14 protein-coding genes are annotated in these 15916 nt (G+C 63.2%); 10 read left to right on the top strand and 4 right to left on the bottom strand.

Annotated features, from left to right (window positions below; translation table 11 throughout):
• Positions 1-2 precede the first annotated feature (2 nt).
• Positions 3-563, top strand: a complete 561-nt coding sequence (gene rsmD / locus QTL56_RS19900; protein ID WP_229572879.1) for a 16S rRNA (guanine(966)-N(2))-methyltransferase RsmD — start codon at positions 3-5, stop codon at positions 561-563.
• Positions 564-592: 29 nt separating this feature from the next.
• A complete protein-coding gene (locus QTL56_RS19905; RefSeq protein ID WP_245135096.1) occupies positions 593-1468 on the top strand; it encodes a patatin-like phospholipase family protein in 876 nt (291 codons plus the stop codon).
• Between the two features lie 4 nt (positions 1469-1472).
• Here the strand turns inward: QTL56_RS19905 and QTL56_RS19910 are convergent, their stop codons facing one another.
• A complete protein-coding gene (locus QTL56_RS19910) occupies positions 1473-3281 on the bottom strand; it encodes a monovalent cation:proton antiporter-2 (CPA2) family protein (protein WP_245135097.1) in 1809 nt (602 codons plus the stop codon).
• A gap of 135 nt (positions 3282-3416) precedes the next feature.
• Here QTL56_RS19910 and QTL56_RS19915 point away from each other — a divergent pair, with 135 nt between their 5' ends.
• The 6 genes from QTL56_RS19915 to lpxK all read left to right on the top strand — a co-directional run bounded on the left by QTL56_RS19915 (position 3417) and on the right by lpxK (position 9241).
• Positions 3417-4763 carry a TldD/PmbA family protein gene (locus QTL56_RS19915; RefSeq protein ID WP_245135100.1) on the top strand — a complete coding sequence of 449 codons (1347 nt, stop codon included), beginning with the start codon at positions 3417-3419 and terminating at the stop codon, positions 4761-4763.
• On the top strand, positions 4750-5586 hold the full coding sequence (locus QTL56_RS19920; RefSeq protein ID WP_245135103.1) for a 3'(2'),5'-bisphosphate nucleotidase CysQ: 837 nt from the start codon (positions 4750-4752) through the stop codon (positions 5584-5586). The genes QTL56_RS19915 and QTL56_RS19920 overlap by 14 nt, the downstream gene beginning before the upstream one ends.
• A gap of 62 nt (positions 5587-5648) precedes the next feature.
• Entirely contained in the window at positions 5649-5885 is a 237-nt protein-coding gene (locus QTL56_RS19925; protein ID WP_229572874.1) for a DUF4170 domain-containing protein, read from the top strand.
• 152 nt (positions 5886-6037) lie between these two features.
• A complete protein-coding gene (waaA, locus tag QTL56_RS19930; protein ID WP_229572873.1) occupies positions 6038-7363 on the top strand; it encodes a lipid IV(A) 3-deoxy-D-manno-octulosonic acid transferase in 1326 nt (441 codons plus the stop codon).
• A gap of 22 nt (positions 7364-7385) precedes the next feature.
• Positions 7386-8093 carry an HAD family hydrolase gene (locus QTL56_RS19935; protein WP_245135104.1) on the top strand — a complete coding sequence of 236 codons (708 nt, stop codon included), beginning with the start codon at positions 7386-7388 and terminating at the stop codon, positions 8091-8093.
• Between the two features lie 113 nt (positions 8094-8206).
• Positions 8207-9241 carry a tetraacyldisaccharide 4'-kinase gene (lpxK, locus tag QTL56_RS19940; protein ID WP_245135106.1) on the top strand — a complete coding sequence of 345 codons (1035 nt, stop codon included), beginning with the start codon at positions 8207-8209 and terminating at the stop codon, positions 9239-9241.
• A 3-nt stretch (positions 9242-9244) separates the two neighbouring features.
• Here lpxK and QTL56_RS19945 read toward each other — a convergent pair whose 3' ends face one another.
• Complete coding sequence (locus tag QTL56_RS19945) at positions 9245-9475, bottom strand: DUF2093 domain-containing protein (RefSeq protein ID WP_229572870.1); 231 nt, start codon at positions 9473-9475, stop codon at positions 9245-9247.
• 94 nt (positions 9476-9569) lie between these two features.
• Positions 9570-11417 carry a DNA mismatch repair endonuclease MutL gene (gene mutL / locus QTL56_RS19950; protein WP_245135107.1) on the bottom strand — a complete coding sequence of 616 codons (1848 nt, stop codon included), beginning with the start codon at positions 11415-11417 and terminating at the stop codon, positions 9570-9572.
• Positions 11418-11696: 279 nt separating this feature from the next.
• Between mutL and QTL56_RS19955 the strand changes: the two genes are divergently transcribed.
• Together QTL56_RS19955 and QTL56_RS19960 are read left to right on the top strand one after the other, a co-directional pair.
• Positions 11697-13469 (top strand): response regulator, encoded by a 1773-nt coding sequence (locus QTL56_RS19955; RefSeq protein ID WP_245135108.1) that lies wholly within the window; start codon positions 11697-11699, stop codon positions 13467-13469.
• 113 nt (positions 13470-13582) lie between these two features.
• The gene (locus QTL56_RS19960) at positions 13583-14944 is read left to right on the top strand and encodes a putative bifunctional diguanylate cyclase/phosphodiesterase (RefSeq protein WP_229572867.1); all 1362 of its coding nucleotides are present in this window, start codon (positions 13583-13585) and stop codon (positions 14942-14944) included.
• Positions 14945-14955: 11 nt separating this feature from the next.
• Here QTL56_RS19960 and QTL56_RS19965 read toward each other — a convergent pair whose 3' ends face one another.
• A complete protein-coding gene (locus tag QTL56_RS19965; RefSeq protein WP_245135109.1) occupies positions 14956-15858 on the bottom strand; it encodes a LysR substrate-binding domain-containing protein in 903 nt (300 codons plus the stop codon).
• Between the last annotated feature and the right edge of the window lie 58 nt (positions 15859-15916).

Genomic DNA, 15916 nt, shown 5'->3' on the forward strand with positions numbered 1-15916 from the left:
GCATGCGTATCGTCGGCGGTGAATTTCGTGGCCGCACGCTGGCTACGCCGAAGTCCAACGACATCCGGCCGACGGTAGACCGGACGCGCGAAAGCCTGTTCAATATCCTCGCGCACGCCCATCCGGGCGTGCTCGACGGCACCCGGATCCTCGATCTCTTTGCCGGAACCGGTGCCGTCGGCATCGAAGCCCTGTCGCGGGGCTGCAAGTCCGCACTCTTCGTCGAAAACAGCGTCGAGGGCCGCGGCCTGCTCTGGGAAAACATCGATGCCTTCGGCCTGCATGGCCGCGCCCGCATGCTGCGACGCGATGCCACCGATCTCGGCCCTGCCAACAACATCGAGCCCTTCGAACTGGTCTTCGCCGATCCGCCCTATGGCAAGGGTCTCGGTGAAAAAGCGCTGCTTTCGGCTCATCAGGGCGGCTGGCTGGCAAAGAACGCGCTCGTCATTCTCGAAGAGCGGGGCGACGTGCAGGTCTCCGCCGATCCGGTCTTCGCCTTCATCGAGGAGCGCGTGTTCGGTGACACGAAAATGTACTTCTTTTCCTATAGGCCGTCCTGATCCCCGTCCTGAAAGAAAAGGCTTGGCTCATGGATCTCGTCGCTGAAACGCCCATCCCGTCGAATGCCGTGAAGGCCGATCCGACCATCGGCCTGGCACTCGGGGCAGGGGGCGCACGCGGCTTTGCCCATATTCCGGTTCTTGAGGTCTTCGACGAACTCGGCATCAAGCCGGCCCTGATTGCGGGCTCGTCCATGGGGGCGATCATCGGCGCCGGTTATGCCGCCGGCATGAGTGGCCGCGATATCAGGGACTACACGCTGGAACTGGCCGACAACAGAGGCCTCGTCCTCAACCGCTTCTGGAGCCTGCGCCCGGCCAGCGTCCGCGCGCTTGGCGGTTTTCGCCTCGGCCAGTTCAATTTGCCGCGCCTGCTGCGCGCCTTCCTGCCGCCCGAGATCCCCGAAAATTTCGCAGACCTTAAGCTCCCCGTCACGATCATCGCCACGGACTATTACGGGCAATGCGAGATGGTACGCAGCGAGGGTGATCTTTACGAGGCGCTCTCTGCCTCCGCTGCAATTCCGGCGCTTTTTGCGCCCGTTACCATTGACGGCCGGCTGATGATCGACGGCGGCATCTTCAATCCGGTGCCCTACGATCACCTCGTCGGCAAGGTGGACATCATGCTGGCCGTCGACGTGATCGGTGCGCCGGAGGGCGATGGTTCGCGGATGCCCAACCGCATCGACAGCCTTTTCGGCGCCTCGCAGCTGATGATGCAGTCGCACATTGCCCTGAAGATGAAGATTTGCCAGCCGGACATCTACATCCGCCCGGAGATCAACAGCTACAAGGTCCTCGACTTCTTCAAGGCGCGCCAGATCCTCGAAATCTGCGATCGGCTGAAGGAACCCCTGAAGCGGGATCTCGCCGCCCGTATCGAGGACTTCGTCCGCCGGTGATCGATCAGGCGGCGGGCGCTTCCGTCGAGGTTTCGACGGCGTGGACCGGCTTCTTCGGCTTGATGAGCGGTTCGGGCTTGACCGGTCGCTTGTGTATCAGTTCCCGGCCCGCGAGAATGCCCTCCTGGGCCTGCAGCCGCAGCCGTTCGTCGTCGCGGCGCCTGATGTCCTCGCCGACCTCGTAGGCTTCGTCCTCCGTCGCGCCGAGCCCTTCCAGCGTGCGGCGTCCGAAGAGAAGACCGGACTCGAAGGTTTCCCGCAGTTCATATTCCACGTCTCGGGCCCTGAGTTCCAGGCTGTGGATGCGATCATAGGAGCGCACGAAGAGACGTACATCCGGATATTCGGAGCGGATGAGATCGACGATTTTGTCGGTGATATCCTTCCTGTGCGTGCACACAGCGACGATCTTGGCTTTCTCGATGCCGGCGGCCCGCAACATGTCGAGGCGCGTGCCATCGCCGAAATAGATCCGGAAACCGAAGGTTGCCGCCTGGCGCACGCGATCCGGGCTGTCGTCGAGAATGGTAACGTCACGTCCACTGGCGAGCAGGATTTGCGCCGCGACCTGCCCAAAGCGGGAAAACCCGACCATCAGTACGTCGGAGCCTGCCCCTTCAAAGTCCTCATCCATCTCTTCCTTTTCGCCAGCCTCCCGCGCCAGGAGCCGTTGGCCGATCAGCGCGGTGAGCGGCGTAAGCGCCATGGACAGGGTGACGATGGAAATGAGCAGGGACGACTGTGCGCCCGAGAACAGGCCCGCAGCCGCAGCCGTGGTGAACAAGACAAAGCCGAACTCGCCACCTTGCGGCAGGAGCACGGCGATCCGGATTGCATCGCTGCGCGAAGAGCCGGAGACCCGACAGATGCTGAAGATGATCAGAGCCTTGACGGCCATCAGCACCGGCACGGCAATGGCGATCAGGGCCACATTGTCGATGATGACCTCGAGTTCCATCGACAAGCCGACGGCGATGAAGAAGAGCGCAAGCAGGAGCCCGCGGAAAGGCTCGATATCCGCCTCAAGCTCGTGGCGATAGGAAGACTCCGCCAGCATGACGCCGGCAAGGAAAGCGCCCATGGCCATGGACAGGCCGGCCGCCTGCAGCAGATAGGCCGATCCCAGCACGACAAAGAGGGCAGCGGCGATCATTGCCTCCCGAGCCCCGGTGCGGCCGATGATCTGAAACATCGGCGTCAGCAGATATCGCCCGGCAAAGATCATCCCGATCACCGCAGCCAAGGCAATCCCGACTTCGATGAGGGGAGAATGCTGCGCTTCGCCACCCTGCAGGCCAAGCACCGAAACCATGGCGAGGAGGGGTACGATGGCGAGATCCTGGAAGAGCAGGATCGAGAAGGAGCGCTGTCCGTAGCGGCTGTTCATGTCGCCGTAGTCATCCAGCAACTGCAGCGCAAAGGCGGTGGAAGACAGTGCCAGACCGAAGCCGGCGACCAGTGCCCCGCGCCAGTCGAGCAGGCCCGCCCCATAGACCAGCAGCGTCAAGACGAGACCGGAAAGCACAACCTGACTGCTGCCAAGCCCGAATATGTCGCGCCGCATGTGCCACAACCGGCTGGGCTTGAGTTCCAGTCCGATGATGAAGAGCAGAAGCACGACGCCAAGTTCGGCGACCGCCAGGATTTCCCCCGAACCACCGATCAGGTGCAGGATGGGGCCGATGACCACGCCGGCCGCGAGATAGCCGAGCACCGTTCCGAGCCCTAGCTTGCGGAAGATCGGGGCTGCGATGACCGCCCCTCCGAGAAGAAGCAGGGGTTGGGCGAACAGTGCTTCGGTTGCGCTGGCCAAGGGTAATCTCCTCGTTTTCCGGGATCGAACGGACTGGAATGGAACCTATGCCGGGCAAGTGAACGGAAAAGCCCGAACCGCCCTTGATGCCCCTTCTAAGGCACAATAAATGGAGCGGGAAGGAAAGGCCAACCCATGCCCAATCAAATCGATTCCGCCAATCTCCTAGAACGCGCCGAACAGCTTGTCGACCTCGCCATGAAGGCGGGTGCAGACAAGGCGGATGCTGTGGTCGTGCGTTCCCGCTCCAAGGGAGTCAGCGTTCGCCTTGGCAAGGTCGAGTCGACCGAGGCCTCCGAGAGCGACGACTTTTCGCTCCGCGTCTTCATCGGCCGTCAGGTGGCGTCCGTGTCGGCCAATCCCGGCTTTGATCTCACGGCGCTCGCCGAGCGCGCCGTCGCCATGGCCAAGGTCTCGCCCGAGGATCCCTTCGCCGGCCTCGCCGACGAGAGTGACATCGCCCGAGACATCCCCGACCTGCAACTCTTCGACGATATGGACGTATCGAGCGACCAGCTGCGCGAGAGCGCGCTCGCCATGGAAGACGTGGCCCGCTCGGTCGACGGTGTCAGCAACTCGCTTGGCGCTGGCGCCTCCGCTGGCATGGGTGGCCTGGTTCTCGTCACATCCCACGGTTTCTCCGGCAGCTATGCAGGTTCGCGTTTCTCACGCTCCGTCGGCGTCATTGCAGGCGAAGGCACCAGGATGGAGCGCGACCACGATTTCGACAGCCGCCTCTATTTCGCCGAACTCGACAGCCCGGAAGAAATCGGTCGCCGTGCCGCCGAGCGGGCCATCCGTCGCTTGAATCCGCGTCAGGTCCCGACGGCCTCCAATCTGACCGTCGTCTTCGACCCGCGCGTCGCCCGCGGTTTCGTCGGCACGATTGCCGGTGCGATCAATGGCGCCTCGGTCGCCCGCAAGACCTCCTTCCTGCGCGACAAGATGGGCCAGCAGGTTTTGAAGGCTGGTCTCAACATCACCGATAATCCGCTGAAGGTTCGTGGTTCTTCGTCGCGCCCCTTCGACGGCGAGGGCGTCTCCGGCAAGCCACTCACGATGATCGAGGACGGCGTGCTCAAGCACTGGTTCTTATCCTCGTCTGCCGCACGCGAACTCGGCCTCAAGACCAATGGTCGCGGCGTGCGCGGTGGGACATCGGTGTCTCCGTCCTCCACCAATCTGGCGCTGGAGCCCGGTGACATCTCACCGGAAGAATTGATCCGCAACGTGGGCACGGGCCTCTACATCACCGACATGATCGGCCAGGGCGTCGACATGATAACGGGCGAATACAGCCGCGGCGCGAGCGGTTTCTGGATCGAGAATGGCGAGTTGGCCTATCCGGTGTCGGAGATCACCATTGCGTCCAACCTCAAGGACATGTTCATGCGGATTACGGTGGCCAACGACATCGACCGCAAGTTTGGCGTGGCTGCTCCCACGCTCGCCATCGAGGGCATGACCCTTGCCGGACTCTGAAGAAAAACGATCGGACCCGGCCCAGCCGCGTTTCGACTGGCTGGCGGATCTTGCCCTGATTACAGACGCCGCCCGGGAGGCCGGCAAGGTGGCGCTTGCCTATTTCGGCCAGTCACCCGAGGTCTGGTGGAAGAATGAGGGCCGTTCGCCGGTCAGTGCGGCCGACTACGCCGCCAATCGTGTTCTGGAAGAGATTCTCCGCCACGCACGGCCGCACTACGGCTGGCTCTCCGAGGAAACGGATGACGACCCGGCGCGTCTCTCATGCGACACGCTCTTCGTCATCGACCCGATCGACGGCACCCGCGCCTTCCTCGCCGGCAAGGATACCTGGTGCGTGTCGGTGGCCGTCGTCCACAAGGGAAAGCCCGTCGCCGGAATTCTGGTCGCGCCGTCGCTCGGGGAAGAATTCACAGCCGCGATCGATGAACCCGCTCGCCGCAACGGCCAGGATATCGCCGTCTCGACGGTCGGCATCGAGGATAGCATCAAGATCGCCTCCGCCCAGGACATGGTCGCGACTTTCAGCCCGATCTTGCGACCCCGCATCGAACGGGTGGATCACATCCCCTCGCTCGCCTATCGGCTGGCTCTCGTGGCCGATGGACGCATCGACGCGACGCTGGTCAAGAAGAGCTCGCATGACTGGGATCTCGCGGCAGCCGATCTCATTCTGGCCCGCGCTGGAGGATCGATCACCGATCTCGAAGGACAATCACTCGTATACAACAGGCAAGACGTGACGCATCCGGTGCTCTGTGCAGCATCGGCGGACATTCTTCCGGCATTGCTGAAGAACATCTCCCGAATTCCCCGGAGTTGACCTTTGGGGCGAAATCGCGCAGATGGGTGGCAACTACTTATGAATGGGACAAGGCCAAAAACATGACTGAAACCAACGAAAACAAGCAGCTTCTCCATCTGGTTTTTGGCGGTGAACTGTCGAACCTTGAGGAAGTGCAGTTCCGCGATCTGAACGCGCTCGACATCGTCGGCATCTTCCCCGATTACGCCAGCGCCCTTGTGGCCTGGAAGGCGCGGGCGCAGGCAACGGTCGACAATGCCCATATGCGTTATTTCATCGTCCACATGCATCGGCTGCTGAACCCCTCGGACAAGTGAGCTGAAGGACGGCGGTTCGCTGAGGGCCGCGGGGGATGGCCCACAAGGGTCACGTTTTGAACTCAGTCTTCTTGCATCTCTCACTTGTGGCGCAGTGACGCCTCCTGAACGGGCAGAATGGCATTGTCGATGAAGATCAGCAGGTTCGACCGATGGCACTAAGCGATGGCCTGGCCTCCTTTGCCTTGACGTCCTACGGCTGGCTGGGTCTTGCAGCTTACCCTCTGTCGCGCCCCCTGCTGGCCTATCGTGCGGCCAAGGGCAAGGAAGATCGCGCCCGCCGCGCCGAGCGCTTCGGCAATGCGAGCCTGCCCCGGCCTGCAGGTCCTCTCGTCTGGATCCATGCGGCAAGCGTCGGCGAAACGACGGCTGTCCTGGCCCTGATGCGGGAACTGCGGCGTCGCGACATCCACGTGCTTCTGACCACGGGCACCGTGACCTCCGCCGAAGTCGCCAAGAACCGTCTCGGCGACATGGTTCTGCATCAATATGTACCGCTTGATCTCCTGCCGCCCGTTCGCCGTTTCCTGGATTACTGGCAACCGGACGTCGCCATTGGCGTCGAATCCGAGATCTGGCCGACAACACTCGCCGAGCTCCATCGCCGCCACATTCCCCAGATCCTCGTCAATGCCCGCATGTCGGATCGCTCCTTCGACCGCTGGAAGCGCCATCCGGCGATTGCGGAAACCCTGTTCGGCAAGCTCGCTCTGGTGATCGCCCAGTCCGATCTTGATGCGGAGCGCTTCCGCGATCTCGGCGCCTGGCCGGTCAGCGTATCCGGCAATATCAAGGTCGACAGCGATGCGCCGCCCTGCGACGAGCAGGTGCTCGAGGGCTACCGACAGCAGATCGGCACGCGCAAGACCTGGGCGGCGATCTCCACCTTTGAAGGTGAGGAGAAGATCGCCTCCATGGTGCACCGGGCGCTGAAGGCCCATACCGGGCTTCTGACGGTCCTCGTCCCTCGCCATCCCGACCGTTGCGACGAGATCGAGGCCATGCTGGTCGAGAAGGGGCTTGTGGTCGCCCGCCGCACGCGCGGCGATGTCATCACGGCGGAAACCGACGTATTCCTCGGCGACACGATCGGCGAGATGGGCCTCTATCTGCGCCTGACCGAAATAGCCTTTGTCGGTCGCTCGCTCTCGGCAGAGGGCGGCCAGAACCCATTGGAGCCGGCCATGCTCGGCTGTGCCGTGCTGTCGGGTCCGCAGGTCAGCAATTTCCGGGAGAGCTACCAACGGCTGGTGCGCAAGGGCTCGGCCCGGATCATCCGCGATGCCGAAATGCTGGCCAAGGCCGTACACTTCCTGATGAGCAATGACGTGGCCCGGTCCAAGATGATCGATGCCGGCCTCGAAAGCATGCAGGAAATGCGCGGGGCGCTGACGGCAACGCTCAAGGGACTCGAACCCTACGTCAGTCCGCTCTCGGTCAAGGCGAAACTCGAACCGCGCAGTGCCAGCCAAGGCTGATAGTTGAACCAGGATCGTTCCCATGCTTGAGAAGCCCCGGATTGCCGGCATCCTGTTCGACAAGGACGGAACGCTGCTCGATTTCGACGCGAGTTGGGGGCCCGTGAACCGCAAGGTGGCGAAGATGGCCGCGGATGGCGACGCGGCCCTGGCCGACCGCCTGCTTGAGGCCTGTGGCATGGATCCCGTCACGGGCGACATCGTGCCGGATAGCCTGTTTGCGTCTGGCAACACCATCGAGATTGCCGAAGGCATGATCGAAGCCGGTTCGCCCTTGACGCTCGATGTTCTGGTGCCACAGATCGACGACTGCTTCGCCGACGCCGCTCAGCTCTCCGTACCGGTTACCGAACTCGCACCGCTTTTCTCGAGGTTGCATGGCAAGGGTCTGCGCCTCGGCATCGCCTCCAGCGACAACGAGCGCTCGATCCGGGTCGCCGCCGAACGCTTCGGCATCCTGCCATATGTCGATTTCGTCGCCGGCTATGACAGTGGGCATGGCAAGAAGCCGGAGGCCGGCATGGTGCTCGGCTTCTGTGCCGCGACTGGCCTTGCCCCGTCCGAGGTCGCCGTCGTCGGTGACAACAATCACGACCTGCACATGGGGCACAATGCCGGTGCCGGCCTCAAGATCGGCGTTCTCTCCGGAACCGGCTCGCGCGAGACGCTGGCCCTTCATTCCGATCTGGTCCTGGCCGACATCACCGAGCTCGAAGCGGCGATCAACTGAGGGTTGGCGTGTCATTTCGGCACGGCTCCGCTTGACCATCGCGCAAGCCAGTGGTTCTTGTTGCGCCCAAGGGAAGGCGCCAGAGGGGCGCCGAGGTCACGGCAGGGACGAAAATGGTATCCGAGGCACCGCCTTTCTGGTGGACCAAGACCGGTTGGCAGGCGATCTGCCTCTACCCGTTATCGTTCGTCTATGGCCGGATTTCCGGCGCCGTCATGCGTCATCGCCGCGGTCATGTCCTGCCGCTCCCCGTCATCTGTATCGGAAACTTCACCATCGGCGGTGCCGGCAAGACGCCGACCGCGATCGCGATTGCCCGTGCCGCTAAAGCCAAGGGTTTGAAACCCGGATTCCTGAGCCGCGGTTATGGCGGCTCGCTGGATGTGACCACCGTGGTCGATCCGCATCACCATCGTTCAACCGCCGTCGGTGACGAGCCACTCCTGCTCGCCCGAGAGGCGCTGACAGTGATCTCCCGTCGCAGAATTGCCGGGGCAGAGAGGCTGGTGGCCGAAGGTGTCGACCTCGTCATCATGGATGACGGTTTCCAGAGTGCACGGCTTCTGGTCGACTACGCGCTGATCGTCGTCGACAGCATGCGTGGCATCGGCAATGGCTGGGTCGTGCCCTCGGGTCCTGTGCGCGCGCCGATCGGCATCCAGATGCGTCAACTCGATGCGATCCTGAAGGTCGGCAAGGGTGATGCAGCCGACCAGTTCGTCCGACAGGCGTCGCGCAGCGGCAAGCCGGTCCTGGTCGCCAATGTCGTACCGAAGGCGGGTGGCGATCTCGCCGGTAGGTCAGTACTGGCTTACGCAGGCATTGCCGATCCCAACAAGTTCTATCGCACGCTGGAGGAACTTGGCGCGGTCATCGTCGATCGGCAGGACTTTCCCGATCACCATCATCTGGGTGAGGACGAGGTTTCAGATCTGCTCGCCCGCGCCGAAAGGCAGGGGCTGCAGCTCGTGACCACGGCAAAGGACAGCGTCCGCCTGTCGGGCGGCCATGGTCGCTCGGGGGAGCTTCAGGAGAAATCGAGGGTCGTGGATGTCGACATGGTCTTCGATGATTCCAGGGCACCGGACCTGATCATCGACCATGCGATCCAGGCCTGCCGTCGCCGGCGTCTCGGCAAGAAGGCCTGAAATTCAGCGCCGCTGGTTGGGCAGTGCGCCCGCACGTTTCTCGGCTTCCAGCGATGCGGCCGCATCGACATAGGCTTCCTGCCGCGCCACGCTCCAGTACCGGAGTTCGTCGACCATGACGGGCCGTCCGGTGATCGCGCAGGTGACGAAGGTTCCCGGCGTCAGGATCTGGAAGTCGGCATCCAGATAGCGGATTTTGGCTTCGCGGTTTCCGCCGCCTTCGAAACGGTTCATCACTTTTCTCCTGCGCCGCGTGTCACGGAACTGCAATACAGCGCCCTCCGCGCGATTAAAAGATGGCTCGTCGCAAAACCCACCATCTGGCCGCTCAGCTGCGCCCGAACAGCCGTTCGATATCAGAGAGCTTGAGCTCCACATAGGTCGGGCGTCCGTGATTGCACTGACCCGAGCCTGGGGTCTGCTCCATCTGGCGCAAAAGCGCGTTCATTTCCTCGACCCGAAGACGGCGCCCGGATCGCACCGAACCGTGGCAGGCCATGGTCGCTGCGACATGTTCCAGCTTGGCCGACAGCCGGTCGGCCGTGTCCCATTCTGCAATCTCGTCGGCGAGGTCGCGCACCAGTTGCGAGGCGTCCATTTCACCGAGCATGGCCGGTGTCTCGCGCACGGCAATCGCGCCCGGGCCGAAGCGTTCGATCGCAAGACCCAGCTGCTCGAGGCTTGCTGCATGGACCATCAACCGGTCGCAATCCTCTTCCGGAAGATCGACGATGTCTGGAATGAGCAGACCTTGCGAGGGGAGGCGGCGACCGGAAAGCGCCTTGCGCATCTGTTCGAACACGAGCCGCTCATGGGCGGCATGCTGGTCGACGATCACGAGACCATCCTCTGTCTGCGCCACGATGTAATTGGCGTGCACCTGCGCCCGCGCGGCACCCAGCGGATAAGTCGCGATCGCCTCCACGGATGCGCCCTGAGGGACAGGCGAGGGGATCGGTTCGCTCCGGGCCGTTGGCATGGACAGGCTGTCGAATGCAACCTGCGCCGCTTCGGCAAAACCATGTGCGGCAGGTGCCGCCGCACCAGCAAAGCCGCCACCGAAGCTCGGCGCTGCACCATGGAATGGCCGCGACGGCGAGTTGGCCGGCGACCAAGCTTGCGCCGGCTGCGGCGAATATCCGGGACGGAAGGCCCGCAGCATGCCGCCGGCGCCTGTCGTCGCTGCCCGGTCGCCCTCTCTTTGCAGGGACTGCCGGATGGCGCCGACGATCAGACCGCGCACCAGCGCCGGATCGCGAAAGCGCACGTCGGATTTCGCCGGATGCACGTTGACGTCGACCAGCGCCGGATCGAGCGTCAGCGACAGCACCGCGACCGGATAGCGCCCCTGCGGAATGGTCTCGGCATAGGCGCCGCGGATCGCCGACAGGATCTGCTTGTCCTGCACAGGCCGACCATTGACGAAGGCATATTGATGGGCGGAATTGCCCCGATTGAAGGTCGGCACGCCGGCAAAGCCCGATAGCCGCACATCTTCGCGCTCGGCGTCGAGCTCGATCGCATTGTCCTTGAAGTCGGCGCCCAGGATCTGCGCGATACGCGCCAGGTGATCGTCGCCGGTGCCGGGGAATTCGAGCGTCGAGCGGTCCGTGCCCGAGAGTACGAAGCGGATCGCCGGGAAGGCGATCGCCATGCGCTTGACGATCTCGGTGATCGCACCCGCTTCCGCCTTTTCCGTCTTCATGAATTTCAGCCGCGCCGGCGTCGCGAAGAACAGGTCGCGCACCTCGACCGTCGTGCCGGGATTGGCCGCCGCCGGGCGGACGTCCCCGACCTTGCCGCCAAACACGGCGATCTCCGCCCCACTGTCGGCACCGGCGGGTCGACTGGTGATCGTCAGCTTCGCAACGGAGCCGATCGAGGGGAGGGCTTCGCCCCGGAAGCCGAGCGAGCGGATGTCGAACAGGGAGTCGTTGAGCTTCGACGTGCAGTGACGGCGTATGGCGAGCGCCAGGTCCTCCGGACCCATGCCGCAGCCATTGTCGATCACGCGCAGCAGCGTCTTGCCGCCGCCGGCCGTCGCCACCTCGATCCGGGTGGCGCCGGCGTCGATCGCATTCTCGATCAACTCCTTCGCCGCACTGGCCGGCCGTTCGATGACCTCGCCCGCAGCGATCTGGTTGATAAGCGTTTCGGAGAGCTGCTTGATGTTCATCGATCCATTTTCGCGGATTCGGGGCGCTGACGAAAGGTGAAATCGCAAGATGTGGCCGCTCATGCCCATCATTAAGCGGGCCTTAACGGAATGTCTCTAGTTTGATCCATGACTTGCGATGTCTCTGCAGCAGGTCTGCTGGCGGCGGAATGAGGACACGGGCCGGAGTGCTCCTCGATTTCACCACTGCCCGAAGCGCTCCCCGGCATGCGTCCGTCATAGCATCGGCCCGATGCATCTCTCGTTGCCATCAGCGGCGAGGTCCCCAGAGGCAACAGTGTGAGCGAGTTTCCACCGGTCCCCGGTCTGGACATGAGAGTTGAGGGGCACGACAGTCCGTCGACCGATGCCTCCCTCGACGCTGCTCTGCTGGATGCGGTTTCGGAGGCCTTTTCTGCGGCCCTGATTGTCTATGATCGTCACGACCATCTGATATTCGCAAGCCGCAGCGCCCGCCAGTTCATGCCGCTGCCTTCAACCTTTTTCACGCCTGGAACGCGCCTGAGAGACATACTCGGTGCAGCCTATGACGCAGGGCTCAGCCATGCCGTGAGCGGCCAGTCCGGGAGCGCGCCGCTCAGCCGGGAAGAATGGCTGACCTGCCAGATCGCCGCGCATTGGAAGGAACGTTCGGAGCTGCAGTCGAGCGATGACGGCAAGCGCTGGACCCGCTTCTCCAAGCGCAGGCTTTCCTCGGGTTTTGGATTCTGCGTGATGAGTGACATCACCGAGCAGAAGCGCCGCGAAGAGCAGTGGCGTGCCGACATCGAGCGTGTCCAGCTCACCGAGGAAATCCTCGACAATCTCGCCCATCCGGTCTTCGTCCAGGATCGCAATCTCCAGCTCGTCGCCGTCAACAAGGTTTTCTGCTCGGCTGTCTCCGTCGGCGCCGAAAATGCCCTTGGCGGGTCGATTGCCAATTTCTTCGAGCCTGAGGTCGCCACCCGGCTATCAGCCGCCTCGCGCCATGTTCTGGAGACGGGCGTCACATCGTCGCTCACCGTGCCATTGCAGCTCGATGGCGGTCCGCCAAACCCGATCCTCGTACATTTCCAGCGTGTCGGCACACCCGGTCGCTATCTCGTGGTCGCGAGCCTCGGCGAGATGGCGGGCACGGCAGGCAGTGTTCCCTATCCGGGCGAGCCTGCCAACTCGCCGGCCGATGGTGACCGGGATCACGGTGTGATTGACGGTCGTCTGACCGGCCGGAAGGCCTTGCTCGTCACCGGCGACCGGGAGTTCGAAGCGCGTGCGCTCGAAATCCTGCAATTGCTCGGTCTCGACAGTTGCTGTGTCCGCGACGATCAGGAACTCGATGCATTCCTGTCCGTCGCCCGGTCGGTTGCCGTGGTCGTCGATCTCGCGATCGTCGATGTCGACCTCGACATGCGCTGCCTGGAACTTCTTCAGGCGGTGGATGTCGACTACCTCACCTTGCAGTATTCCGACATCTCCGGTGACCTTGCCTTCAGTGTGCTCGATCGCATGACTGCCCTGCGGGCGGCACCTGTGCCGGCGGATGACTGGGAAATCACCACGGAAGATACGCCGTCCTTGCCTGTCCGCGAGCCCCCACCCGAGGCAAGGCTCCCGGAAATCCGCAGCCGCAAGGTTGCGGCTCCACCGGCCGTCCCTGCGTCGCGATCCCCTCTCTCGCCCTCCATGGTTCTCGTCGCCGAAGACAACGAGATCAACCAGATCGTATTCTCCCAGATCCTCGAGGGGCTGGGCTATGCCTACCGCATCTGTGCAGACGGCGAGAGTGCGGTCCGTCTCTGGTCCGAACTCAATCCGGCGATCATCCTGATGGATGTCACGCTCCCCGGCATCAACGGCTTCGAGGCGGCCCGCCGCATCCGCCAGATGCCGACCGAGGGCGCGGGCCAGACACCCATCATCGGTGTCCTCACCCAGGCGTTCGATCGCGACCGCGAAGCCTGCTTTGCCTGCGGCATGGACGAGGTGATCCTGAAGCCTCTCAGCCCCGATCTCATCGACCAGGCGATCCGCCGCCTCGTACCGGACATCGCCCGGCACGCATCGACCGCCTGATCACCCGAATATTGGGGTATTCCTGGTGTCTGATCCGGATGGATCGATATTATAATTTTAAAGGTTTGGCCCCATTCTGGCACGCATGGAAAGAACCGTACCAGGAAGCATGAATGGGTCCCGCCCGAAGCGCCCCTGACCAGCAAGATCAGGGCGACCAAAAGACGATAGGCTACACCGATCGATTGACCGGCCTTGGCAACCGCCACCGGCTGGGCGACAAGGTGCGCCAGCTCGCCGCCGATCGCGCGGCCGACCCCGCTCCCTTCACCGTCGGTATCGTCAATCTCGATGGCTTCAAGCCGATCAACGACCTTTTCGGTCAGGCCGCCGGCGATGAAATCCTCTGCCAGGTCGCCCACCGCCTGAAAGCTTGCGCCCCTGACGGTGCCACCGTCACCCGCCACGACGGCGACGAATTTGCCATTGTCCTGCCGCTCGTCTTCGAGCGTCTCGGGGCTGAACGCGCCGGTCAACTGATCAAGGATGTGCTGTCGGCCCCATATGATCTCGGCGATCGAAATGTGCGCCTCTCCGCTTCCCTCGGCTTTGCCGTCTATCCCTTTGCCGGCGAGGATTTCGAGGAACTGATGAAGAGCGCCGAGACGGCGCTTTACCGCTCCAAACGCCGCGGCCGTGGCCAGATCACTGTCTATTCCCGTGAGATTGCCCAGGAAATGAAGCAGGCGACGCAGCTCGAACAGGCGCTGCGCAATGCCATCATCAACGATACGGTCGACGTGCATTTCCAGCCGATCGTCCGGCTTCGCGACAACAGGGTCGTTGGCTTCGAGGCGCTCGCCCGCTGGATCGATCCCGACCTGGGTTTCGTTTCTCCGGCCGTCTTCGTGCCGCTTGCGGAAGAGCGCGGCTTCATCGACACGCTCTCCGAGACGCTCCTGCGCAAGGCCGCAGAAGCGACGCTCGCCTGGCCGCGCGATCTCTTCCTGTCCTTCAATCTTTCCTCGGTCCAGCTTATGGACCTCCGCACATCCCTGAACACGCTGTCGATCCTGAACAGCGTCGGATTCGACCCGCGCCGCCTGGAGCTCGAGATAACTGAGACGGCCGTGATGTCGTCTGCCGATACCGCCCGCCTGATCATCAAGCAGCTGAAGGATGCCGGCATCCGTATCTCGCTCGACGATTTCGGCACCGGCCAGTCGAGCCTCGGCCGATTGAGGGAATTCACCTTCGACAAGGTGAAGATAGACCGGGCTTTTGTTTCGGCAATCACCACCGACCGCACCTCCGAACACATCATCAAGGCGATTGTCAGCATGTGCGAAGGTCTGGAGCTCGAGGTTGTCGCCGAGGGCATCGAGACGGAATTCGAAGCGCAGAAGCTGAGAGAACTCGGCTGCGGTATGGGGCAGGGCTACTATTTCGGCAAACCCGTCGATGCGGCCGCCACCCTGCGTTACCTCGCGGAGCATCACCACGACTTCGCGCTCGTCAACCGCGCGACCGCCTGAACGCCTTTGCCTCAGGTCTGCGTCAGCAGCCAGTCACGCACCCGTGTCGCAGCCGCACTGAGCTCCCGTGAGCGTGGCCAGACCACGTGGAAGGCCTGACCGGTCCTTAGAGCATGGCCGCCCACCTCGACGAGTTGTCCCTGATCGACCAGCCGCTCGACGAGATGCCGCCAGCCGAGCGAAATGCCCTGGCCCGCCAGCACCGCCTGGATGACGAGCACATAGTCGTTGATCGCCAATCGCCGTCCGGTCGGCCGATAATCGGTGCCGGCGGAGGCAAACCATTCCGGCCAGCTGCAGGCTCGGCGCACTGGTTCTTCCAGCCAGATCAACCGATATCGGGCAAGGGCTGCCGGACTGTCCGGCAGCCCGTTCGCCTCGACAAATGCGGGGCTCGCAACGGCCGAGACGATTTCCGCGGCGAGTTCCGCCGAATGATAATGCGGCCAGTCCTTGGGATCGCCACCGCGAATCCCGAGCGGAATGTCCTCTTCGTCAAGATCGAGATCGCGCACGCTCGTCTGGATCCTGAGATCGATATCGGGCAGGTCATCCCGAAGCGCCGAGAGCCGCGGCAACATCCACATCGAGGCAAAAGACGTGGAAGCAGCCAGCGTGACATTCACTTCACGGCCCTTGCTGCGGATCTCCTCCGCAGCCCGCCCGATGCGCGAGAGCCCTGCCGAGACGTCGGCATGAAACCGCTCGCCCACTTCGGTCAGCCTCGCCGCCCGATGCTGGCGTTCGAAAAGCGGCGTCCCGAGCTGCTGCTCCAGACCGCGGATCGCATAGGATACCGCGACCTGAGACATGCCGAGTTCCTGCGCCGCGCGGGTGAAATTCTCGTGCCGGCCCGCTGCCTCGAAGATCACGAGGGCATTGGCCGAGGGAATGAGGCTGCGAAAGCTTGTCATAAGTTCAGCTTATCGCATCTCCAGCAATTTTCCAGCGTCACAGGGCGATAGCCCTGAC

Origin of the sequence: Peteryoungia algae (assembly GCF_030369675.1) — a bacterium.
GTDB lineage: Bacteria > Pseudomonadota > Alphaproteobacteria > Rhizobiales > Rhizobiaceae > Allorhizobium > Allorhizobium algae.

Bases quoted from the DNA above. Each gene is read 5' to 3' on its own strand.
- rsmD (WP_229572879.1), top strand. From the start codon at position 3: ATGCGTATCGTCGGCGGTGAATTTCGTGGCCGCACGCTGGCTACGCCG.
- QTL56_RS19905 (WP_245135096.1), top strand. From the start codon at position 593: ATGGATCTCGTCGCTGAAACGCCCATCCCGTCGAATGCCGTGAAGGCC.
- QTL56_RS19915 (WP_245135100.1), top strand. From the start codon at position 3,417: ATGCCCAATCAAATCGATTCCGCCAATCTCCTAGAACGCGCCGAACAG.
- QTL56_RS19925 (WP_229572874.1), top strand. From the start codon at position 5,649: ATGACTGAAACCAACGAAAACAAGCAGCTTCTCCATCTGGTTTTTGGC.
- waaA (WP_229572873.1), top strand. From the start codon at position 6,038: ATGGCACTAAGCGATGGCCTGGCCTCCTTTGCCTTGACGTCCTACGGC.
- QTL56_RS19935 (WP_245135104.1), top strand. From the start codon at position 7,386: ATGCTTGAGAAGCCCCGGATTGCCGGCATCCTGTTCGACAAGGACGGA.
- lpxK (WP_245135106.1), top strand. From the start codon at position 8,207: ATGGTATCCGAGGCACCGCCTTTCTGGTGGACCAAGACCGGTTGGCAG.
- QTL56_RS19945 (WP_229572870.1), bottom strand. From the start codon at position 9,475: ATGAACCGTTTCGAAGGCGGCGGAAACCGCGAAGCCAAAATCCGCTAT.
- mutL (WP_245135107.1), bottom strand. From the start codon at position 11,417: ATGAACATCAAGCAGCTCTCCGAAACGCTTATCAACCAGATCGCTGCG.
- QTL56_RS19960 (WP_229572867.1), top strand. From the start codon at position 13,583: ATGGGTCCCGCCCGAAGCGCCCCTGACCAGCAAGATCAGGGCGACCAA.
- QTL56_RS19965 (WP_245135109.1), bottom strand. From the start codon at position 15,858: ATGACAAGCTTTCGCAGCCTCATTCCCTCGGCCAATGCCCTCGTGATC.